Source organism: Pseudomonas eutrophicaquae (genome assembly GCF_023544715.1).
Classification (GTDB): domain Bacteria; phylum Pseudomonadota; class Gammaproteobacteria; order Pseudomonadales; family Pseudomonadaceae; genus Geopseudomonas.
In genome coordinates, this window is sequence record NZ_JAMJEZ010000004.1 from 97,826 (window position 1) to 118,119 (window position 20,294).

Below are 20,294 nucleotides of genomic sequence, written 5' to 3' on the forward strand. Positions count from 1 at the left end.
GATGCGTTGAAAGGGGCATCCGCCACGGCCGTGGCCCTGACGATGCTGGACGATTCGACCACGCCGGCTGCAACAGGTTGCAGTGCCACCGCGGGCAATGGAGACTGCGACCCTCTGCACTCAAGCCCCGAGGAGCCCCGCATGCCCACGGCCTATCGCAGCGCCCTGCTCTACAGCCTGGAGGATCCGGCCAAGGTCGGGCGGGCAGCCAGCTACCGCTACCTGGAGGACGGTCTGCTGCTGGTCGAGGACGGCCTGATCCACGCCTGCGGCCCGGCCGATGAGCTGCTGGCCAGTCTGCCGCCCGGCACCCTGGTCCAGCACTGGCCGGAGGGGCTGATCGTGCCCGGCTTCATCGACACCCACATCCATTACCCGCAGACCGGGATGATCGGCGCCGCCGGCGAGCAGCTCCTTGACTGGCTGACCCGTTACACCTACCCCGCCGAGCAGCGTTTTGCCGACTATGCCTACGCCGAGCGGGTGGCGCGGCTCTTTATCGCCGAGCTGCTGCGCAACGGCACCACCACGGCCCAGGTGTTCGCCAGTGTGCATCCCGAGTCGGTAGAGGCCTTTTTTACCGTCGCCGCCGAACTGAACCTGCGCATGCTCTGCGGCAAGGTGCTGATGGACCGCAACGCACCGCCCGAGCTGTGTGACAGCGCCGACAGCGGCTACGCGCAGAGCCGTGCGCTGATCGAGCGCTGGCACGGTCATGGTCGCCTGGGTTACGCCGTCACCCCGCGCTTTGCCGGCAGCTGCAGCAGCGAACAGCTGCGCCGCGCCGCGCAGTTGCTCGAGGAATTTCCCAGCGTGCGCCTGCACACCCATCTGGCAGAAAATCGCGCAGAAATTGCCTGGATCGAAAGCCTGTTCCCCGACTGCGACAGCTACCTGGACATCTACGCCCGCCACGGCCTGCTTGGCCCGCGTTCACTGTTCGCCCACGCCATCCACCTCGACGAGCATGACTGCCAACGCCTCGGCCAATGCGGGGCGGCCGTGGCCTTCTGCCCGACCTCCAATCTGTTCCTTGGCAGCGGCCTGTTTGATCTGGCGCGGGCCGAACGTCTGCAGCTCAAGGTCGGCATCGGCAGTGATATCGGCGCGGGCACCAGCTTCTCGCTGCTGCACACGCTGGGCGAGGCCTACAAGGTCGAGCAGCTGCAGGGCCGTAGCCTCGATCCGTTCAAGGCCCTGTACCTGGCTACCCTGGGCGGTGCTCGCGCGCTGGGCATGGAGGGCCAGGTGGGCAGCCTGGCGCCCGGTCACGAGGCGGACTTTGTGGTGCTGGATGTGCAGGCCACACCGCTGCTGCGTTTTCGGCTGGAGGAGTGCCAGGATCTGGCCGAGCGTCTTGCGGTGTTACTGACCCTGGGCGATGACCGGGTGGTGCAGGAAACCTTTGTGGCCGGGGTATCCCGGCATCGGCGCGAGGGCTGAGGCCCGTCAGCCCTTGAAGCCCTTGGCGACGAAGTACACCTCGCTGGAGCGCGAGCGCGAGGCATCGGGCTTGCGCACCACGACTTTCTCAAAGGAGCTGCGCACGTCTTTCAGGTAGGCATCCGAGCCTTCGCCCTGGAACACCTTGACCGCGAAGTTGCCGCCCGGCTTGAGCACCCGGCGCACCATGTCGAGCACCAGCTCGACCAGATACATCGAGGCGGCCTGATCGGCAGCGGCCACGCCACTGATGTTCGGCGCGATATCGGAGATGATCAGGTCCGGCTGGCGGCCATCGAGCTTGTCGAGCAGCTGCTGGAAGACCTTGTCATCGGTGAAGTCGCCCTGGATGAAATCGACGTTCTCCAGCGAGTCCATCGGCAGGATATCGCTGGCCAGCACCCGGCCCTTGTCGCCGACGACGCGCCCCGCCACCTGCGACCAGCCGCCGGGCGCCGAGCCCAGATCCATGACCAGCATGCCGGGGCGGATCAGCTTGTCCTTCTCGCTCAGCTCGAGCAGCTTGTAGGCGGCACGCGAGCGGTAGCCGTCCTTCTGCGCCTGTTTGACGTAGGGATCGTTGACGTGTTCTTTCAGCCAGCGGCTACTGCTTTTGGAGCGTTTCATGAGGGGATCAACCAGAAAAATCGGGTGAGAAGCCGGCCAGCGCCTCAGGCAGCGGACCGCAAAATGGCTGCAAGTATACGCCGAGCGGACGGTGCGAGGCAGCGCCCGCTGCCGCGCGGCCTGACAGGGGCAGCGGCGATCGCTACAATCCGCGCCTCACCCCGCCCCTCTTCCTTTGCCGGAGTCACCGGCCAGGCCTACCGTCATGATCCGCATCACCGAACTGTCCCTGCCCCTCGATCACTCACCCGAGGCGCTGCGCCAGGCCATTGTCAAGCGTCTGGGCATCCCGGATGCCGACCTGCTGAACTTCAGCGTCTTCAAACGCAGCTACGATGCGCGCAAGAAGAACAGCGTCATCCTGTTCATCTACATCATCGACCTTGAAGCCCGCGACGAGGCATCGATCCTCGCGCGCCTCGCCGATGACCGAAACATCCGCCCGGCCCCGGACACCCACTACTACCCGGTGGCCCAGGCCCCGGACGGTTTGAGCGAGCGGCCGCTGGTGGTGGGCTTTGGTCCCTGCGGCCTGTTTGCCGCCCTGCTGCTGGCGCAGATGGGCTTCAAGCCGATCGTGCTGGAGCGCGGCAAGGACGTGCGCCGGCGCACCAAGGACACCTGGGCGCTGTGGCGCAAGAAGACCCTGACCGCCGAATCCAACGTGCAATTCGGCGAGGGCGGTGCCGGCCTGTTCTCCGACGGCAAGCTCTACAGCCAGATCAAGGACCCGAAGTTCTACGGCCGCAAGGTGATGCACGAATTCGTCCGTGCCGGGGCGCCGGAAGAGATCATGTATGTCAGCAAGCCGCACATCGGCACCTTCCGCCTGACCGGTGTGGTGTCCACCATGCGCGAGGAGATCATCGCCCTGGGCGGCGAGGTGCGCTTCGAGAGCAAGGTAAGCGACCTGCTGATCGAGGATGGCCAGCTTGAGGGCGTGGTGCTGGAAAGCGGCGAGCAGCTGCACAGCCGCCATGTGGTGCTGGCGCTCGGCCACAGCTCGCGCGACACCTTCCGCATGCTGCACCGCCAGGGCGTGTTCCTCGAAGCCAAGCCGTTTGCCGTGGGCTTCCGCATCGAGCACCCGCAGTCGATGATCGATCAGGCGCGGCTGGGCAAGTACGCCGGTCATCCGGGGCTCGGTGCCGCCGACTACAAGCTGGTGCACCAGGCCAGCAATGGCCGCGCGGTATACAGCTTCTGCATGTGCCCGGGCGGCACCGTGGTGGCCGCCACCTCCGAGCCGGAGCGCGTGGTGACCAACGGCATGAGCCAGTACTCGCGCAACGAGCGCAATGCCAACGCGGGCATCGTCGTCGGCATCAACCCCGAGCAGGACTTCCCGGGCGGCCCGCTGGCCGGCGTGGAATTCCAGGAGCACCTGGAGTCGCGCGCCTACGAGCTGGGCGGGCGTGACTACTGCGCACCCGCACAGCTGGTCGGCGACTTTATCCGCGGCGTGCCGTCGCGCGAGTTCGGCGAGGTCGAGCCCTCCTACAAGCCCGGCGTGCGCCTCGGTGATCTGGCGCCCTCACTGCCGGACTACGCGATCGAGGCGATCCGTGAAGCCCTGCCGGTATTTGGCAAGCAGATCCGCGGCTTTGACTGTGACGATGCGGTCCTGACCGGCATTGAGACCCGCACCAGCTCGCCGGTGCGCATCACCCGCGACCCGGAAACCCTGCAGAGCCTCAACCTGCGCGGCCTGTACCCGGCCGGCGAAGGGGCCGGTTACGCAGGCGGCATCCTCTCGGCAGGGGTAGACGGCATCAAGGTCGCCGAAGCGGTCGCCCGCTCGATGCTGGCCGCGCTCGAAGCAGCCCCCGTGCAGAGCCATTGAGTGCCGATCTGATGAAACTCGACGACATCAAGAAGCTACAGCAGAAGAAGTACCGGAGCGAGTTCGGGCATTTTCTGGTCGAAGGCGAGCACCTGCTGCTGGAGTTGTACAAGGCCGCAGCGCACGACCCACGCCTGCTGCGCAGCCAGTTGTACGTGACCGCTGCGTATGAGCATTGGCCCAGCCCGCTGCGCCGTCACCTGATCACTGATCGGCAGATGGCGCAGATTGCAGGCACCCAGACCCCGCAAGGGATTCTGGCCGTGGTGCCGCTGCCGGATGCCGGCACGCCAGCCGGCGCCCCGGCGGCAGGTGAGCGCGCCATCTACCTGCATGAAATCCAGGACCCCGGCAACCTTGGCACCATCCTGCGTAGCCTGGCCTGGTTCGGCGGTTTTCGCTGCCTGCTGAGCCCGGGCAGTGTCGATCCATACAACCCCAAGGTAGTGCGCGCCAGCATGGGCGCGATCTTCCACACCCCGCTGGAGCTGGAGGTGACGCTGGAGGCACTGCACGCGCGCTTCCCACGGATTGCCTGCCTGGACATGCAGGGTGAGCCTGTGCAGTCCGCGGCATTTCGCGACTTTGATTGCTACCTGTTCGGTAACGAAGCCCGCGGCGTGCCCCGCGAGCAGCTCGCTGCACTCGGCGCCCGGCCCTTCACGATTGGCGGCTGCGGCAGCATCGAGTCACTGAACCTGGCCTCGACGGTCAGCCTGTGTGCGTATGAGTTGAGTCGCTAAGGCGTTCGTTGCACCACCACATACCCCGCTTCGACCTCGCGGCGGAAAGCCTCAGGAATCTGCGCCCAGTCGACCACCTGGACAATGATCGGCAGGTTGCTGTCGGAGAAGGCTTCACGAAGTGCGCCGAGGCGGGTATCTGGCTGATCGGGCGCCGCAGGATGGCTCAGCACCAGATCAAGGTCACTGGCTTCGTAGCTGCCGCCGTTCACCCGGCTGCCATAGGCCCAGACCTCAGCATCAGCCACATGCTGGCGCAGAATCTGCTGCACCATCGCCAAATAGCGCGGTGGCAGTTCTAGCTGCTTGCGATCAAGCCTGGGCATGCTCGCTGTCCTTACCGAGCCGGTCATCTAGCACCGCGGCCAGTTCGCTGACATCGTCGAGAAAGGCCGGTAGCAGTACCAGTGTTTCCTTGGCGAAGCCCTCGCCATAGTCGTGGGCGGTATTGTTGCGATTGTCGCGGTAGGCAAACCAGCGCTCCACCGCCTCAACACCCATCAGCCCGTGGCTGGCAGCCAGCCGCAAGACATCCTTGATCGGCAAGTCATTGAGCTTGCGCGCGCCATGACCAAATTCGCGTAATGCCTTGCGCAACAGCTTGAAGGCTGTTTCCTGAACCAGCTCGTAACCCTTGACAATGGCATTGCGGAAAACCTCCTGCTCGATGCTGCCAGGTTCAGCACGGGCATACAGGTCGAGGGAGGAGCGCAAGGTGCGGATACAGCGCTCAAGGTGCTCGGTATTCAGATAGATCACCGCTGGACTCCTCCGAAAAAGCCTATGCAGGGCATGAGTGGTTGCCATGACGACCACGCCAGGTCGCTCGCCCACAGAGCGACCTGACGTTGTGCCGGGACATTACCCGCTGCCGTAAACCTACCGCACCTCAGGCGTATCAATCACCAGCACCTGGGTGCTGCTCTCAGCGGTCTTGACCGGTGGCAGGTCGCCGAACCACTCCCCTTCAGTCGGGCTGCCGGCGCGGGAGATGCGCGCGACCAGCTGCACTTCGGGGAAGCCGGAGAGCTTGAGCTGCGGCATCATCGCATCACTGTCGGAGAGGCTGACCTCCGCCGGCAGGTCCGCCACCGTCAGGCGCTTGGCTGCCAGCGGCATCGGCGGGCCGGAGGCGGCGCGGGCAAAGACGAACACCGTATCGCCCGGCTGCACCTTGTCAGCCAGCTCAGCAGCCAGGCTGACCTTGACCTTCAGTTCCACCGCTGGCACCGCCGCCGCAGGCTCCGGTACAGACTCACCACGGGCAATCAGCTCCTCGCGGGCGCGGGCGATGCCGCCCTCGATGGCGGCGCGGGATGGATCATTGGCCGCCAGCAGCGCCGCCAGCCGCCCCCAGTATTCGATGGCCTCGGCAAAGCGCTGCTCCTCAAAGGCAGCCACGCCGAACAGGCCGAGCACGGTCACATCCTGAGGGTCCTGCGCGAGCACTTCCTCACCCAGCTGACGGATTTCCGCGGTCAGGCGCTGGTTGCCGGCAAAGTACAGCGCCTGCGCCCACTGGGCGAGCAGCTCAGGATGCCGGCCAGCCTTGTCAACGGCCTGGGCAAAGGCACCCGCGGCCTGCTGTGGACGCTGCTGGCTCATGTAACTGCGCCCAAGGAAGTACCAGGCCTCAGCGTTATCCGGCTGCGCCTTGACCGTTGCCTCCAGGCGCGCCACCGCCTCTTCCAGGGTCTGCGGCGCCTGGGCCATCTCCTGACGCAGCGTGAGCGCAGCGCTGGCCCCCCACTGCAGATAAAGGCCGGCGGCCACCACCGGCAATAGCAGGCTCAGTGCCAGCGGCAGCCAGCGCCCGAGCGGGCTGCGCACCTGCAAACCGCCCTTTTCGGTATCAGCCAGCAGCTCGCGGGCCGCCTCGCTGCGGCCCTGCTCCAGCTGGGTGCTGTCCAGCGCGCCAGCCGCATACTGGGCATCCAGCTCGGTAATGCGCTCCTGATAGAGCGCTACATTGAGGGCAGTGCGGTCTTCTTCAGCCTGCGCGCGTTGGCCGCGCAGTACAGGAATCAGCAACAGGGCGAGGGCCGCCAGTAGCAGAACGGCGGCAGCCAGCCAGAACGTGGTCATCAGCGATCAGCCTTGTGGTTGAGCAGGTGGTCGAGGCGCGCACGCTCCTCGGCGGAAAGATCATGGGCTGCCGGCGCTGCGGCCCCCGCGGCACTGGCGCGGCGCCGACGTAGGACGATGCCGCCCAGCACCAGCAGGCCACCGCCCAGCATCAGCCAGGGCCCGTACCAGAGCAGCCAGGTGCGCGCATTGACCGGCGGGCGATAGCGCACGAAGTCACCGTAGCGATCGACCAGGTAATCGACGATCTGCTCGTTGCTCTGCCCCTCGCCGAGCATGCGGAAGATCTCGCGGCGCAGATCCATGGCGATCGGCGCATCCGAATCAGCAATGTTCTGGTTCTGGCATTTCGGGCAGCGCAGCTCCTCGACCAGCGTGCGATAGCGGGCGCGCTCGGCGTCATCCCGAAACTCGTAGGTATCCACTGCCGCCTGGGCGCTGAGCAGCACGCCCAGCCCCAGACTGGCAGCCAGCAGGATGTGCTTCATTGGCCAGCCTCATCGAGCAATGCGCGGTACAGCGGCGCCAGTTGTTCACGCCAGACGCGCTCATCGATGGCCCCGACGTACTTGTGACGGACGATGCCGTCCTTGTCGAGCAGGAAGGTTTCCGGCGCGCCATAGACACCCAGGTTGATGCCGAGGCTGCCTTGCGGATCCGCAACGTTCAGGCGATACGGATTGCCCAGCTGGGCCAGCCAGCGCCGCGCCAGCTCGCTGTCATCCTTGTAGTTGACGCCATACACCAGCACGCCTTGAGCGGCCAGACGGTTGAGCATTTCGTGCTCGTCGCGGCAGGTCGGGCACCAGGTGGCCCAGACATTGAGCAGCGCCGGCTGGCCCCGCAGATCCTCGGCACGCACAGTGCGCTGCGGGTCTTCCAGTGAGGGCAGCGCAAAGCTCGGCAGCGGCTTGCCGATCATCGTCGAGCCGATGTCACGGGGATCCAAAAACAGCCCCTTGTAGAGCAGGCCCGCCAGCACCAGAAAGCCCAGCAGCGGCAGGATCAGCAGCAGGCGACGGTTCATGCGCGCACCTCGCCGCCCAGCGCTTCGCTGACCCGCGTGCGGACCTTGACCCGGTAGCGGCGATCCAGCGCGGCCAGCAGACCACCGAAGGCCATCATCAGCCCGCCCAGCCAGATCCAGCGCACATAGGGTTTGACGTGCAGGCGCACGGCCCACGCCCCCTCATCCAGCGGCTCGCCCAGCGCAACATACAGGTCACGCCAGAAACCGGCATCGATGCCCGCCTCGGTCATCGGCATCTGCTGCACGGTGTACAGACGCTTCTCGGGATAGAGCACGGCAATCTCGCGGCCCGCCTCGATCACCCGCACGGTGGCCTTGTCAGCGGTGTAGTTGGGGCCTTGATGAGGACGGGCACCCTCGAAGACGAACTGATAGCCACCCAGCTCCGCCGATTCGCCCGGCGCCATGCGCAGGTCACGTTCGACGGTGTACTGGCTGGACAGCACCACCCCCAGCGCACAGACCGCGATTCCGACATGCGCCATCTGCATGCCCCAGTAACTGCGCGACAGAACCGGCAGGCCCTTGAGCAGCCCCTTGTGGCGGGTCTTGTCGAGGATGTCACGCACACCGGTCAGCACCACCCAGGCACTCAGCAGCGTGGTGGCCAGGACGGCCCAGTGGAAGTCGCCCAGCAGCCAGGCGGCGACAAAGCCGAGCACAGCAGCCAGTACCAGCACCGGACGGAGCATGCCGCCCAGCCAGCGCACCGGGGTGTCCTTCCAGCGCACCAGCACGCCGATGCCAAGGGTCAGCATCAGCAAGGCCATCAGTGGCAGGAACAGCGCATTGAAGTACGGCGGGCCGACCGAGAGCTTGGCGCCGGTCAGGGCATCGAGTGCCAGCGGATAGAGGGTGCCGAGCAGGATGGTCGCGCAGGACACCACCAGGATCAGGTTGTTGGCCAGCAGCAGCGTCTCCCGCGACCACAGGGCAAAGCCCACCTGACTCTTGACCACCGGCGCGCGCAGGGCAAACAGCGCCAGCGAGCTGCCGACCACGCAGAGCAGGAAGATCAGGATGAAGGTGCCACGCTCAGGGTCATTGGCAAAGGCATGCACCGAAGTCAGCACGCCGGAGCGCACCAGGAAGGTGCCGAGCAGGCTCAGCGAGAAGGCGGCAATCGCCAGCAGCACGGTCCAGCTCTTGAACACGCCGCGCTTCTCCGTCACCGCCAGCGAGTGGATCAGCGCAGTGGCCACCAGCCAGGGCATGAACGAGGCATTCTCGACCGGGTCCCAGAACCACCAGCCACCCCAGCCCAGCTCGTAATAGGCCCACCAGGAACCGAGCACGATGCCGATGCCGAGGAACGACCAAGCCACGATGGTCCACGGCCGCGACCAGCGCGCCCAGGCAGCGTCCAGACGCCCACCCAGCAGCGCCGCGATGGCGAAGGCAAATGCCACCGACAACCCGACATAACCCATGTAGAGCATCGGCGGATGCACGATCAGGCCGAAGTCCTGCAGCAGCGGGTTGAGGTCCCGACCATCGGCCGGGGCATTGGGCAGCAGGCGCTCGAACGGGTTGGAGGTGATGATCATGAACAGCAGGAAGCCGACACTGATCAGGCCCATCACGCCCAGCACCCGGGCCAGCATCTCCTCCGGCAATTGGCGCGACAGCACCGCCACGGCAAAGGTCCAGCCAGCCATGATCAACGCCCAGAGCAGCAGCGAGCCCTCATGCGCGCCCCAAACCGCACTGATCTTGTAGAACCAGGGCAGCGCCGAGTTGGAGTTGCTGGCCACATAGGCCACCGAGAAATCATCGATCAGGAAGGCATGGGTCAGGCAGATGAAAGCAAACAGCAGGAAGCCGAACTGCCCCCAAGCCGCCGGCTGGGCCAGCCCCATCCACAGGCGGTCACCGCGCCAGGCACCGATCAGCGGCAGGGTGCCCTGCACCACCGCCAGGCACAGGGCGAGAATCATGGCCAGATGGCCGAGCTCGGGGATCATTGCTCATCTCCTTGCGAGGAGGACGGTTGCTGGGCCGCATCCTGCACCTTTGTACCGGTGGCGTCCTGCCCGGCTGCAGACGGTTTGCTGGCACCGTAGTTGCCGTAGGCGCTGCCCGCAGCGGCCCCGCCTTGCTGGCTGGCTTTCTCCAGGGCCTGGGTGACTTCCGGCGGCATGTAGTTCTCGTCGTGCTTGGCCAGCACCTCGTCGGCAATCAGCACGCCGTCCGCGTTCAGCCGACCGAGGGCGACGATGCCCTGCCCTTCACGGAACAGGTCCGGGAGGATGCCGCTATAGCGGATGGTCACATCGGCGGCGTAGTCGGTGACCACAAAGTCCACCTCCAGCGAATCACGGGAGCGGCTCACCGAGCCCTCCTTGACCATGCCGCCGGCGCGGATCCGCGCACCGTCCGGCACCTCGCCAGCCGCGATCTGGGTGGGCGTGTAAAACAGGTTGATGTTCTGCTGCAGGGCGCTGAGCGCCAGCCCCACGGCCACGGCCAGGCCTGTGAGCAGGCCGAGGATGATGAACAGGCGCTTCTTGCGCTGCGGATTCATTGCTTGCCCTCCCGGCGCAGACGACGCGCCTCTTGCTGCAGGTAGCGGCGGCGTGCCAGAAGCGGCAGCACCACATTGAGTGCCAGGACCGCCAGGCTGACGGCAAAGCAGGTCCATACGTACACGCCATGCTTGCCCATGGCGAGAAAATCGCTAAAGGATTCAAAACTCACAGATGGCGCTCCACTTCGGCTTTGACCCAGCTGGCTCGTGCCTCGCGGCGCAGCACCTCAAGGCGCATGCGCAGCAGCAGGCTGACGGCAAAGAAGGCATAGAACCCCAGCACCATGATCAGCAGCGGAATCCACATCTCCGGCGGCATGGCGGGCTTTTCGGTGATGGTGAAGGTGGCCGGCTGGTGCAGGGTGTTCCACCACTCCACCGAGTACTTGATGATCGGGATATTGATCACCCCAACAATCGACAGCACCGCACAGGCCTTGGCGGCGCTGTCACGATTGCTGATCGACTGGCCGAGGGCAATCACCCCGAAGTACAGAAACAGCAGGATCAGCATCGACGTCAGGCGGGCATCCCAGACCCAGTACGAGCCCCAAGTCGGCTTGCCCCAGATCGCGCCGGTGAACAGGGCGATGAAGGTCATCCAGGCGCCGATCGGTGCGGCGCACTGCAGGGCCACATCCGCCAGCTTCATCTTCCACACTAGGCCAACGATGCCGGCCACCGCCAGCATGATGTAGCAGGACTGGGCAAGGAAGGCTGCCGGGACGTGGATATAGATGATGCGGAAACTGTTGCCCTGCTGGTAATCCGGCGGTGCAAAAGCCAGTCCCCAGACCAGCCCCACCGCCAGCAGCAGCACGGTCGCCACCGACAGCCAGGGCAGCCAGCGACCGCTGATGTCGTAGAACCACTTGGGCGAACCCAGCTTGTGAAACCATGTCCAGTTCATGGGAATGCTCACTTCATTCGCCGACGCTGATCTTCAGGCCGGCTGCGATGGCAAGGGGAGTCAGGGTCACGGCCAGCGCCGTCAGGCTGGCCAGCCAGAGCAGGTGGCCTGCGGCCGGCAGGCCTTGCAGGGCTGCCTGCAGCGCGCCGCTGCCAAGGATCAGCACCGGGATGTACAGCGGCAGGATCAGCAGCGCCAGCAGCAGACCACCGCGCTTGAGGCCCACGGTCAGCGCCGCACCGACCGCGCCCAGCAGGCTCAGGATCGGCGTGCCAAGGAGCAGCGTGGCCAGCAGCACCGGCAGGCAGCGTCCGGGCAGGCCCAGCATCAATGCCAAAAGCGGCGCCAGCAGTACCAGGCTCAGGCCACAGAGCAGCCAGTGTGCCAGCACCTTGGCCAGAACCAGAAGAGGCAGCGGGTGCGGCGAAAGGACCCACTGCTCAAGCGAGCCGTCCTCAAAATCACTGCGAAACAGTCCATCCAACGACAGCAAGACTGCCAGAAGCGCCGCAACCCAGAGCAGCCCTGGCGAGAGGGTCTGCAGCTGCTGGCTCTCGGGGCCGACGGCCAGCGGGAACAGGGCAATGACGATGGCGAAGAACACCAGCGGGTTGAGTAGCTCGGCCGGACGGCGAAACAGCAGGCGCGTCTCGCGCACCAGCAGCTGTGTGAAGACGTTACTCACAGGCCATCCCCCGCCGCGACAGATCCAGCTCGCGATAACCGGACGGGCGCTGCCCGAGGGTGTGGTGAGTGGTCAGCACCACCATGCCGCCGGCTTCGCAGTGCCGGGCGAGGTGGGCTTCGAGCTGGGCCACGCCCTGCTTGTCGAGGGCGGTGAAGGGCTCATCGAGGATCCACAGCGGCGGCGGATCCAGATAGAGACGCGCCAGCGCCACGCGGCGCTGCTGACCGGCCGACAGAGTGTGGCAGGGCACATCCTCAAAGCCCCGCAGCCCTACGGCAGCCAGCGCTTGCCAGATGGCGGTACGGCTGGCCGGCACCTGCAGGGCGCACAGCCAGGCGAGGTTTTCCTCGGGGCTCAGCAGTCCCTTGATGCCGGCCGCATGGCCGATCCACAACAGATTGCGGGCCAGGGTATCGCACTGCTGCTCCAGCGCCTGCCCGCTCAGGCGGATTTCGCCGGCGCTCGGCTGCATCAGCCCGGCCAGCAGGCGCAAGAGGCTGGTCTTGCCGCTGCCATTGGGGCCGGCAATCTGCACCATTTCGCCCGGGCGCAAAGTCATGTCGAGCTGCTCGAACAGCAGCCGCTGGTCACGCTCGCAGGCAAGCTCGCAGGCTTCAAGGAAGGGACTGGTCACAGCATGGCTATCCGTCGGCGCTCCGGGGAGGCCGGCCGTCTGCCGGCCGGGTCGGCGCGCATTATACATAGCCACCCAACGGCCCGATGCGCGGATTTTTCAACAGTGTGTGACCGGCGCTGCGGGCCGAATCGGCTCAGGCCGGCCGTGGACGCGGCTGGTATTGGGCCGCCACCAGATGCTCGATGAAAAACTCCAGGTGCCCGCGCGGATTGGCCGGCAGCGGCCAGCCATCGATGGTCTCGGCCAGCCGGGCATAGGTCTGGGCGATGCGGCTGCGCGGCTGCAGCTCGCAGACCGCCCCCTGGCGCTGCACGGCGCGGCGCAGGGTGTCGTCCTGGGGCACTGCGCCGAGGTAATCCAGCGCGATGCCGTCCAGGTCATCGATCTGCTGCAGCAGGCGCTCATGCAGCGCCCGGCCCTCGGCAGCGTTCTGCGTCATGCTGGCCAGCAGGCGCACCCGGCGCAGCCCCTGAGCGCTGTTCAGGCGGCGCAACAAGGCCAGCGCAGCGGCCCGGGCTGCCGGCTCATCACTGACCACCAGCAGCACCTCGCTGGCCGCGCGCAGCAGGCAGCGCACATCCGCCCCGAGCCCCGGCGAGCAGTCGATCAGCAAGACCTGCGGGGGCTGCGCCAGCGTGCTGAAGGCCTGAATCAGCCCGGCCAGCTGGCGGGCGTCGGGCAGCGGGTCCAGGCTGCTGCCGGCCAGAAGCTGCAGCTCGCCAACCGGCTGGATTGCCTCGGCCAGCGTGCAGTCACCGGCCAGCACTTGCGCCAGGGTGCGCGGCGGCGCCAGGCCCAGACTGACGGCCACCTCCGGCAGGGCAAAGGCGGCATCGACCAGCATCACCCGCCGGCCACGGGCGGCCAGCGAGAAGGCCAAGTTGATCGCCGCCTGGGTCTTGCCGACGCCGCCCTTGCCACTGGCCAGCGCAATCACCTGGACCGGGCTCAGTGGCTTGCTCATGCCTCGTCCTCCTCGTCACGGCGCTGCATGCCGTATTTGCGCATCTTTTCCACCAGCGTGGTACGCCGCAGGCGCAGCCGCTCGGCCGCCCGGGCCACGACCCCACCGGCATCGTCCATCGCCTGCTGGATCAGCACCTGTTCAAGGTTGCCCAGATAGGCCTTGAGGTCCAGCCCGCCCACCGGCAGCAAAACCGGCGAATCCAGCCCCGGCAGGCTGGCCTGACTGCTGGCCGCCACCGGAAGCGCCGTGTCCAGCTCCTCGGACAGGTAGCGATACTTCTTCGGCAGCTCGCCCACCCCGACCACTCCATAGGGATGCATGATGGCCAGACGCTCGACCAGATTGGCCAGCTCGCGCACGTTGCCGCGCCAGTCGTGCTGGCACAGCGAGAGCAGCGCTGCGGAGTTGAAGCGAATCGAGCCGCGCTTTTCATGCTCCAGACGGGCGGTCAGCTCGTTGATCAGCAGCGGAATATCCTCGACCCGCTCACGCAGCGGCGGCAGCTCGATGGTGAAGCGGCTCAGCCGGTAATAGAGATCACTGGAGAACTGTCCGACAGCAATCCGCGGCTCAAGCCCGGGTTGCGAGGCAGCGACAATGCGGACATTCAGGGGCCGCGGCTGGCTGTCGCCTAGGCGCTCGAAGCAGTCCTCCTGCAGCAGACGCTGCAGACGTCCCTGCGCCGAGGGCGGCAGGCAGCCGATCTCGTCCAGGAACAGCGTGCCCCCGGCGGCCATTTCCAACCGCCCGGGCCGCTCATGCAGGGCGCCCGCAAATGCACCCTGCTGATAACCGAACAACTCGCCCTCCAGCACCGCTGGATCAACCGCCGCACAGTTGAACGGCACGAAGGGCTGCTCACGGCGCGGCGAGTGGTAGTGCAGGTTGCGCGCCACCACCTCCTTGCCACTGCCCGGCTCGCCCAGCAGCAGCACGCTGCACTCGGTCTGTGCCACCTGCTGCAGCTGCTCGCGCACCTCCTGAATGGCGCGGCTGGTACCGACCAGGCTGCGGAACAGGTTCGGCTCGCGCAGCAGGCCGCGGTCACGGTCCCGGTCATAGACCTGCCGGTACACCTGCACGCGGTGCAGGGCATCGGTCAGCTGGCTGTAGCTGGGCGGCATGTCCAGCTGGGCCAGCACCCGGCGGCGCAGCTCATCGGGCCAGCTGGCGTACTCCTGCGCTCCAAATAGCAGGATCGGCAGGTGCTCGACCGTCCCGCCGAGCTGGCGCAGCAGCCGCAGCCGGTGACTGGCCTGCCGCGGCCCGAGCAGCAGGCAGGAAAGCACCGGCGCGCCCTGGGCCTGCCATTCCGCCAGCACGTCCTCGCCCTGGCAGATCAGGAAGGGCTCGCCGAGAAACTCGAGGATCACCGCCAGGTCATGGCAGCGCTGGGGGTCATCATCTATCAGCAGCAAACGGGCATCACGCAGCATGATCGGTCGCACCTGGGGCAGAAAGGGGGCAAGACGACACGCCAAGGCGACCCGTCCCGTATCGGCGGCAGTTAAGCCAAAACCCCGCCAGCAGTCAAATAGATGACGCTTGCCAGGGCGTGTGCCAACAACTCATCACCCAGACAGCGGGCTGCCCGCCGCGCGCGCGAATCGATTAAAGTGCGCACCTGCCTTTGCGAACCCGTCGAGTCCGCCATGTCCCACCGTGACGCCCTGCTTGCCCTGCGCCAGTACCTTGCCAGCCAGATCCTCGGCCAGGAGCGGCTGCTCGATCGCCTGCTGATTGCCCTGCTCGCCGATGGTCACCTGCTGGTCGAAGGCGCGCCGGGGCTGGCCAAGACCAAGGCGATCAAGGATCTGGCCGCCGGTCTGGAAGCAGAGTTTCACCGCATCCAGTTCACCCCGGATCTGCTGCCGGCCGACATCACCGGCACCGAGATCTACCGCCCTGAGGATGGCAGTTTCGTATTCCAGCGCGGGCCGATCTTCCACAACCTGGTGCTGGCCGATGAGATCAACCGCGCGCCAGCCAAGGTGCAGTCAGCGCTGCTGGAGGCCATGGCCGAGCGGCAGGTGAGCATTGGCCGCACCACCTGGGCCCTGCCGCCGCTGTTTCTGGTGATGGCCACCCAGAACCCCCTCGAGCAGGAAGGCACCTATCCGCTGCCCGAAGCGCAGCTCGATCGCTTCCTGATGCACGTCAAGCTCGGCTACCCGGATGCCTCGGTGGAGCGGCGCATCCTGCAGCAGGCACGCGGCGAGGCCCTGTGCGGCGAGACCCAGCCCGAGCAGCGCCTGAGCCAGGAAGCGATCATGGCGGCCCGCCACGAGATCCTCGGCCTGTACATGGCCGATGCGGTGGAGGAGTACCTGGTGCAGCTGGTGATGGCCACCCGCACCCCGGCACGCTTTGACGCCGAGCTGGCCGAGTGGATCGCCTGGGGCGCCAGCCCGCGCGGCTCGATTGCGCTGGATCGCTGCGCACGGGCACATGCCTGGCTGGCCGGGCGCGATTTTGTCAGCCCCGAGGACATCCAGAACGTGCTGTTCGATGTGCTGCGTCACCGCATCATCCTGTCCTTTGAGGCCGAGGCGGCCGGCATCGATCAGGATCGGGTGATCCAGCGCCTGCTCGATGTGGTCGCGGTGGCCTGACGCGCCATGCACGCCTCCCCCGCGATCCCCGGCGTGACGATCGGGCTGGCTGAGCTCCTGGAGATCCGCCATCACCTGCGCCAGATCCAGCTGTTTTCCAAGGATGAGCGGCGCAGCCCGCTGATCGGCCTGCACCAGTCACGCCTGCGCGGACGCGGTGTGGATTTCGACCAGGTGCGGGTCTATCAGCCGGGTGACGATGTGCGCACCATCGACTGGCGGGTCACCGCCCGCACCCGCGAACCCCACACCAAGCTGTTCCATGAGGAGCGCGAGCGGCCGGTCCTGCTGCTGGTCGAGCAGAGTCCGGCGCTGTTTTTCGGCAGCGTGCGCGGCTTCAAGTCGGTGCTGGCGGCTGAAGTGGCGGCGCTGTTTGGCTGGGCGGCCCTGCAGCATAACGACCGGATCGGCGGACTGGTCTTCGATGGCCAGCAGTGCAGCGAAGTGCGCCCGCGACGCAGCAAGCAGAGCCTGCTGCAACTGCTCGGCCGCCTGGTGCGCGCCAATCAGGCACTGGCCAGCGCGCCGCCCGCTGCCTCCCCGGGACATGGCCTGCCCCGGGCCCTGCGCCGGGCCCGCGAGATCCTGCGTCCGGGCAGTCTGGCGCTGCTGATCGCGGACGAGCGCAGCCTGGACCACGCCGCCGAGCAGCAGATCGACCTGCTGGCGCAGCACTGTGATTTGATTCTGGTGCCGATCAGCGACCCGCTCGAACACCATTTGCCGGCGGCTGGTCTACTGCGCTTTGCCGATGCGCAGTGCAGCCTGGTGCTGGACAGCAACGATCCTCGGGTGCGCGAGGCCTGGCAGCAGCAGGCCCGCGAGCGCCAGGCGCGCTGGCAGCGGCTGGCGCAAAAATCCGGCCTGGCGCTGCTGCCCCTCAGCACCGGCCGCCCGCTACTCGAGCAACTGCAGGCGCAGCTGCAAGCCCCGCAACGGAGTCGTCAGGCATGACGGATCGGGAAGCCCTGCTTGCCCAACTGGCCCCCCTGCACCTGCCGGCCGCGCCCTCGCTCTGGCCCCCGGCGCCCGGCTGGTGGCTGCTGGCGGCCATGCTGCTGGGCCTGACCGCCGCCGCGCTGTATCGCTACCGCCTGCGCACGCCCAGCGCCCCGCCCGCTCCGCCCACGATCGATCTGGAGCCTTATCGACAGAGCGCCCTGGAAGCCCTGCAGCAACTGCCGCGCCCCTATGACGGCGCGCCCGCCGGCCCCTGGCTGCAGGCCCTCAATGCCCTGCTCAAACGGCTGTGCCGGGCCCGCTATCCGGACAGCGCCAGCCATACCCTGAGCGGCCGTGCCTGGCTGGCCTTTCTCGACAACCGCTGCCCAGCCGCCGGGCTGACACGCTGGATGATTCTGGTCGAGGGCGGCTACCGTGCGGACTGTCGCCTGGATGACAAGGCCATCGAGGGCCTGCAGCAGGCCGTGGCCACCTGGATCCAAAAACATGCCTGAGTTTGCCTGGCCCTGGGTGTTCGCCCTGCTACCGCTGCCCTGGCTGCTGCGCCGCCTGCTACCGGATGCACAGCGGGACGAGCCGGCCCTGCAGGTCAGCGCGCTGGACGAGCTGGCGCCACCCACCGAACCCCGGCGCACGCCCCTGCTCGGCCCGCCCGTCCGCCAGCTGCCTTATCTGCTGATCTGGCTGCTGCTGGTCATCGCGGCCGCCCGTCCGCAGTGGCTGGGCGAGCCGCTGCCGGTACCCTCCAGCGGGCGCGATCTGCTGCTGGCGGTGGATGTCTCAGGCTCCATGGAGCAGTTCGACATGCGCCATGCCGAGCGCTCGATCAGCCGACTGCAGCTGGTACAGGCGCTATTCGGCCCGTTCATCGAGCAGCGTCAGGGCGACCGGATTGGCCTGATCCTGTTCGGCAGCCGGCCTTACCTGCAGGCACCGCTGACCTTTGATCGCAGCACAGTGCACACCTGGCTGCGCCAGGCACAGGTCGGGATTGCCGGATCACAAACCGCGCTGGGCGATGCGATAGGGCTGGCGATCAAGCGCCTGCGCCAGCGCCCGGCCAACAGCCGGGTGCTGATCCTGGTCACCGATGGCGCCAACACCGCCGGCTACCTGCCGCCGCTGACCGCCGCCCGCCTGGCGGCTGCTGAAGGCATCCGGCTGTACACCATCGGCATCGGCGCAAGCCCCGACGATCTGGAGCAGCTCGGGCCAGACCAGCTGATTCAGGGCCTGGATCTGGATGAGCCCCTGCTGCGCGAAATCGCCGATATTGGCCGCGGCGCTTATTTTCGCGCCCGCAGCGGTCAGGAGCTTAAGGCCATCACCCACACGCTGGATCAGCTCGAACCGGTCGCCCAGGCGCCGCGCCGCGCTTTTCAGATCCACCCGCTGCACCACTGGCCGCTGGCGGCCGCCCTGCTGCTGAGCGTCGGGCTGGCGGTGCAGCGGCACGGTTTGCGCAGGCGCCCGAGGGACTGTTCATGAGCTGGCTGCCCCACCTGAGCCGCCCCCTCTGGCTGCTCGCCCTGCCCCTGCTGGCCTTGCTGCTGTGGCTGCTGTGGCGGCGGCGTCCGCGCCAGAGCAGCTGGCAACGCCTGCTGCCCCCGCCGCTGCAACCCTGGCTGCTGCGCGAGGGGGCCAGCGCGCGGCAGCGCCTGAGCCCCTGGTGGCTGCTCGGCATCGGCTGGCTGCTGGCCGTGCTGGTGCTGGCCGGCCCCGGCTGGCAGCGGCTGGCGCAGCCACTGTCCGGGCGCAGCGAAGCGCTGGTGGTGATGATTGAGCTGACCCCGGATCTGCTGGCGACCGACCTTGCCCCCAGCCGTCTCGAGCAGGTGCGCCGCAAGCTGCGGGACCTGCTGGACGCGCGCGCCGACGCACCCACTGCCCTCATCGTCTACGCCGGCAGCGCCCATGTGCTGATGCCGCTGGCCGAGGATCCGCTCACCGCCCACAACCTGCTAAGCGCCCTGCATCCGCGCCTGATGCCGCTGCCGGGCCGGCGGGCTGATCTGGCCGTCGAACGGGCCCTGGCACTGCTTGAGCAGAGCGCCAACGGTCACGGCCAGCTGCTGCTGCTGACCGGCCAGCTGAGTGCTGAAGAGCGCGAGGGCCTGCGCCGTCAGCGGGCCGCACACCCGCAGCGCCTGTCGATCCTCGGTGTCGGCACGCTGCAGGGCGCGCCCATCAGCGACCCGCAAGGCGGCCTGCTACGTGATCAGGACGGCGCCATCCGCCTGCCTCGCCTGCAGGAAGCAGCATTGATTGCCAGCGCCGACGCCTATCAGCGCCTGAGTCTTGATGAGCGCGACCTGCAGGCGCTGGGCCTGCTGACGCCCTCCCCGCTCGGCCAGTCCAGCACAGGCCACCCGCCGCAGACCAGGCAGGTCTGGGCCGATCAGGGGCACTGGCTGCTGCTGGCCCTGTTGCTGCTGGCCGCCTGTGGCGCGCGGCGCGGCTGGCTGCTGGTGCTGCCGCTGCTGGTGCTGCCGCCGGGCGCCGAGGCCGCTGACCTTGAGGCCCTCTGGCGGCGTGCTGACCAGCGTGGCCTGCGTCTGCTGGAAGCCGGGCAGCCCGAACATGCGGCCCGGCAGTTCCGCGACCCGCACTGGCAGGGCATCGCGCACTTTCGCGCCGGCGACTACGAGGCCGCAGCCGACGCCTTCGCCAGCGCCGCGGGTGCCGTGGCCCATTACAACCGCGGCACTGCCCTGACCTTTGCCGGCGACTACGAGGCCGCGCGCCAGGCGTATCGCCAGGCGCTGCGCGACGATCCACAGTTTGAGGATGCCCGCCATAATCTGCAGCATCTGGAGCGCTGGCTCAGCGAGCAGCCCACCCCTGCCCCGCCGCCCCCAGCGCAGACAACGCCGAGCACGGCGGCGGAGCAGCCTGCCGCCAGCCTGCCTGAGCGCCCACCCGCGCATACGCCAGCCGCAGCACAGCCCCTCCCACACCCGCCGCCCACGCCGGCCCCGCGTGCCACCGACATTGCGCCGGCAACCCCCGCGCAAGGCGCGAACGAGGCGCCGCAATCAGCGCCGCTGCACAAGACGACCGAGCCTCCAGCGCTGCCCCGCCCCCTTGAGCGGCCGCTCGATGAGCAGCAGCAGGCGCTCGAGCACTGGCTGCGGCAGATCCCCGATGACCCCGCCGAATTGCTGCAGCGCACCTTCTGGCAGGACCTGCAACAGCAGCAGGAGCGCACCCAATGAGTAC

The 20,294-nt window shown here is 67.3% G+C and carries 21 protein-coding genes and 1 pseudogene; 8 read left to right on the forward strand and 14 right to left on the reverse strand.

The genetic code is table 11. From position 1 onward, the window contains the following. Window positions 1-141: 141 nt before the first annotated feature. On the forward strand, window positions 142-1,443 hold the full coding sequence (gene guaD / locus MXC11_RS03075) for a guanine deaminase (RefSeq protein WP_250005125.1): 1,302 nt from the start codon (window positions 142-144) through the stop codon (window positions 1,441-1,443). 6 nt (window positions 1,444-1,449) lie between these two features. Here guaD and rlmE read toward each other — a convergent pair whose 3' ends face one another. Beyond that, a complete protein-coding gene (rlmE, locus tag MXC11_RS03080) occupies window positions 1,450-2,070 on the reverse strand; it encodes a 23S rRNA (uridine(2552)-2'-O)-methyltransferase RlmE (protein ID WP_250005128.1) in 621 nt (206 codons plus the stop codon). A gap of 205 nt (window positions 2,071-2,275) precedes the next feature. Between rlmE and MXC11_RS03085 the strand changes: the two genes are divergently transcribed. Next, on the forward strand, window positions 2,276-3,913 hold the full coding sequence (locus tag MXC11_RS03085; RefSeq protein WP_250005130.1) for an NAD(P)/FAD-dependent oxidoreductase: 1,638 nt from the start codon (window positions 2,276-2,278) through the stop codon (window positions 3,911-3,913). Window positions 3,914-3,924: 11 nt separating this feature from the next. Then, window positions 3,925-4,656, forward strand: coding sequence for a TrmH family RNA methyltransferase (locus tag MXC11_RS03090; RefSeq protein ID WP_250005132.1), 732 nt, complete (start codon window positions 3,925-3,927; stop codon window positions 4,654-4,656). On the opposite strand, the gene MXC11_RS03095 is transcribed toward MXC11_RS03090, so the two are convergent. The 13 genes and pseudogenes from MXC11_RS03095 to MXC11_RS03155 all read right to left on the reverse strand — a co-directional run bounded on the left by MXC11_RS03095 (window position 4,653) and on the right by MXC11_RS03155 (window position 14,936). After that, window positions 4,653-4,982, reverse strand: coding sequence for a nucleotidyltransferase domain-containing protein (locus MXC11_RS03095; protein ID WP_250005134.1), 330 nt, complete (start codon window positions 4,980-4,982; stop codon window positions 4,653-4,655). The genes MXC11_RS03090 and MXC11_RS03095 overlap by 4 nt on opposite strands. After that, complete coding sequence (locus MXC11_RS03100) at window positions 4,969-5,415, reverse strand: nucleotidyltransferase substrate binding protein (RefSeq protein WP_250005136.1); 447 nt, start codon at window positions 5,413-5,415, stop codon at window positions 4,969-4,971. The genes MXC11_RS03095 and MXC11_RS03100 overlap by 14 nt, the downstream gene beginning before the upstream one ends. Window positions 5,416-5,535: 120 nt before the next feature. Next, entirely contained in the window at window positions 5,536-6,741 is a 1,206-nt protein-coding gene (gene ccmI / locus MXC11_RS03105; protein WP_250005138.1) for a c-type cytochrome biogenesis protein CcmI, read from the reverse strand. Then, window positions 6,741-7,229 (reverse strand): cytochrome c-type biogenesis protein, encoded by a 489-nt coding sequence (locus MXC11_RS03110; RefSeq protein WP_250005141.1) that lies wholly within the window; start codon window positions 7,227-7,229, stop codon window positions 6,741-6,743. Before MXC11_RS03110 ends, ccmI begins: the two co-directional genes overlap by 1 nt. Further along, entirely contained in the window at window positions 7,226-7,768 is a 543-nt protein-coding gene (locus MXC11_RS03115) for a DsbE family thiol:disulfide interchange protein (protein ID WP_250005143.1), read from the reverse strand. The genes MXC11_RS03110 and MXC11_RS03115 overlap by 4 nt, the downstream gene beginning before the upstream one ends. After that, window positions 7,765-9,735, reverse strand: coding sequence for a heme lyase CcmF/NrfE family subunit (locus tag MXC11_RS03120; RefSeq protein WP_250005145.1), 1,971 nt, complete (start codon window positions 9,733-9,735; stop codon window positions 7,765-7,767). The genes MXC11_RS03115 and MXC11_RS03120 overlap by 4 nt, the downstream gene beginning before the upstream one ends. A gap of 140 nt (window positions 9,736-9,875) precedes the next feature. After that, window positions 9,876-10,295, reverse strand: a pseudogene (gene ccmE, locus MXC11_RS03125) (cytochrome c maturation protein CcmE); the annotation flags it as partial. Continuing rightward, window positions 10,292-10,468, reverse strand: a complete 177-nt coding sequence (gene ccmD / locus MXC11_RS03130) for a heme exporter protein CcmD (RefSeq protein WP_250005147.1) — start codon at window positions 10,466-10,468, stop codon at window positions 10,292-10,294. The pseudogene ccmE and the gene ccmD, both read right to left, overlap by 4 nt. Next, complete coding sequence (locus MXC11_RS03135) at window positions 10,465-11,208, reverse strand: heme ABC transporter permease (protein ID WP_250005149.1); 744 nt, start codon at window positions 11,206-11,208, stop codon at window positions 10,465-10,467. Before MXC11_RS03135 ends, ccmD begins: the two co-directional genes overlap by 4 nt. A 13-nt stretch (window positions 11,209-11,221) precedes the next feature. Beyond that, window positions 11,222-11,893 (reverse strand): heme exporter protein CcmB, encoded by a 672-nt coding sequence (gene ccmB, locus MXC11_RS03140; RefSeq protein ID WP_250005150.1) that lies wholly within the window; start codon window positions 11,891-11,893, stop codon window positions 11,222-11,224. Then, entirely contained in the window at window positions 11,886-12,530 is a 645-nt protein-coding gene (gene ccmA / locus MXC11_RS03145) for a cytochrome c biogenesis heme-transporting ATPase CcmA (RefSeq protein ID WP_250005151.1), read from the reverse strand. The genes ccmB and ccmA overlap by 8 nt, the downstream gene beginning before the upstream one ends. A gap of 136 nt (window positions 12,531-12,666) precedes the next feature. Beyond that, window positions 12,667-13,497 carry a nucleotide-binding protein gene (locus MXC11_RS03150; protein ID WP_250005152.1) on the reverse strand — a complete coding sequence of 277 codons (831 nt, stop codon included), beginning with the start codon at window positions 13,495-13,497 and terminating at the stop codon, window positions 12,667-12,669. Further along, the gene (locus MXC11_RS03155; protein WP_250005153.1) at window positions 13,494-14,936 is read right to left on the reverse strand and encodes a sigma-54-dependent transcriptional regulator; all 1,443 of its coding nucleotides are present in this window, start codon (window positions 14,934-14,936) and stop codon (window positions 13,494-13,496) included. The genes MXC11_RS03150 and MXC11_RS03155 overlap by 4 nt, the downstream gene beginning before the upstream one ends. A gap of 216 nt (window positions 14,937-15,152) precedes the next feature. On the opposite strand from MXC11_RS03155, the gene MXC11_RS03160 reads away from it, so the two are divergent. Genes MXC11_RS03160 through MXC11_RS03180 form a run of 5 tightly spaced genes read left to right on the forward strand, consistent with a single transcriptional unit; the run spans window position 15,153 to window position 20,290 of the window. Then, a complete protein-coding gene (locus MXC11_RS03160; RefSeq protein ID WP_250005156.1) occupies window positions 15,153-16,112 on the forward strand; it encodes an AAA family ATPase in 960 nt (319 codons plus the stop codon). Window positions 16,113-16,118: 6 nt separating this feature from the next. Further along, the gene (locus tag MXC11_RS03165; RefSeq protein WP_250005159.1) at window positions 16,119-17,066 is read left to right on the forward strand and encodes a DUF58 domain-containing protein; all 948 of its coding nucleotides are present in this window, start codon (window positions 16,119-16,121) and stop codon (window positions 17,064-17,066) included. Beyond that, window positions 17,063-17,569, forward strand: coding sequence for a DUF4381 domain-containing protein (locus MXC11_RS03170; protein WP_250005163.1), 507 nt, complete (start codon window positions 17,063-17,065; stop codon window positions 17,567-17,569). The genes MXC11_RS03165 and MXC11_RS03170 overlap by 4 nt, the downstream gene beginning before the upstream one ends. Then, a complete protein-coding gene (locus MXC11_RS03175; RefSeq protein ID WP_250005165.1) occupies window positions 17,562-18,563 on the forward strand; it encodes a VWA domain-containing protein in 1,002 nt (333 codons plus the stop codon). The genes MXC11_RS03170 and MXC11_RS03175 overlap by 8 nt, the downstream gene beginning before the upstream one ends. Continuing rightward, window positions 18,560-20,290, forward strand: a complete 1,731-nt coding sequence (locus tag MXC11_RS03180) for a tetratricopeptide repeat protein (RefSeq protein WP_250005168.1) — start codon at window positions 18,560-18,562, stop codon at window positions 20,288-20,290. The genes MXC11_RS03175 and MXC11_RS03180 overlap by 4 nt, the downstream gene beginning before the upstream one ends. Window positions 20,291-20,294: the final 4 nt, after the last annotated feature.

Coding starts and splice junctions, on each gene's coding strand:
- MXC11_RS03180 (WP_250005168.1), top strand. CDS start 18,560: ATGAGCTGGCTGCCCCACCTGAGCCGCCCCCTCTGGCTGCTCGCCCTG.
- ccmI (WP_250005138.1), bottom strand. CDS start 6,741: ATGACCACGTTCTGGCTGGCTGCCGCCGTTCTGCTACTGGCGGCCCTC.
- MXC11_RS03095 (WP_250005134.1), bottom strand. CDS start 4,982: ATGCCCAGGCTTGATCGCAAGCAGCTAGAACTGCCACCGCGCTATTTG.
- MXC11_RS03135 (WP_250005149.1), bottom strand. CDS start 11,208: ATGAACTGGACATGGTTTCACAAGCTGGGTTCGCCCAAGTGGTTCTAC.
- MXC11_RS03115 (WP_250005143.1), bottom strand. CDS start 7,768: ATGAACCGTCGCCTGCTGCTGATCCTGCCGCTGCTGGGCTTTCTGGTG.
- MXC11_RS03160 (WP_250005156.1), top strand. CDS start 15,153: ATGTCCCACCGTGACGCCCTGCTTGCCCTGCGCCAGTACCTTGCCAGC.
- MXC11_RS03175 (WP_250005165.1), top strand. CDS start 17,562: ATGCCTGAGTTTGCCTGGCCCTGGGTGTTCGCCCTGCTACCGCTGCCC.
- MXC11_RS03170 (WP_250005163.1), top strand. CDS start 17,063: ATGACGGATCGGGAAGCCCTGCTTGCCCAACTGGCCCCCCTGCACCTG.
- MXC11_RS03110 (WP_250005141.1), bottom strand. CDS start 7,229: ATGAAGCACATCCTGCTGGCTGCCAGTCTGGGGCTGGGCGTGCTGCTC.
- guaD (WP_250005125.1), top strand. CDS start 142: ATGCCCACGGCCTATCGCAGCGCCCTGCTCTACAGCCTGGAGGATCCG.
- MXC11_RS03120 (WP_250005145.1), bottom strand. CDS start 9,735: ATGATCCCCGAGCTCGGCCATCTGGCCATGATTCTCGCCCTGTGCCTG.
- rlmE (WP_250005128.1), bottom strand. CDS start 2,070: ATGAAACGCTCCAAAAGCAGTAGCCGCTGGCTGAAAGAACACGTCAAC.
- MXC11_RS03155 (WP_250005153.1), bottom strand. CDS start 14,936: ATGCTGCGTGATGCCCGTTTGCTGCTGATAGATGATGACCCCCAGCGC.
- MXC11_RS03150 (WP_250005152.1), bottom strand. CDS start 13,497: ATGAGCAAGCCACTGAGCCCGGTCCAGGTGATTGCGCTGGCCAGTGGC.
- MXC11_RS03090 (WP_250005132.1), top strand. CDS start 3,925: ATGAAACTCGACGACATCAAGAAGCTACAGCAGAAGAAGTACCGGAGC.
- MXC11_RS03165 (WP_250005159.1), top strand. CDS start 16,119: ATGCACGCCTCCCCCGCGATCCCCGGCGTGACGATCGGGCTGGCTGAG.
- MXC11_RS03085 (WP_250005130.1), top strand. CDS start 2,276: ATGATCCGCATCACCGAACTGTCCCTGCCCCTCGATCACTCACCCGAG.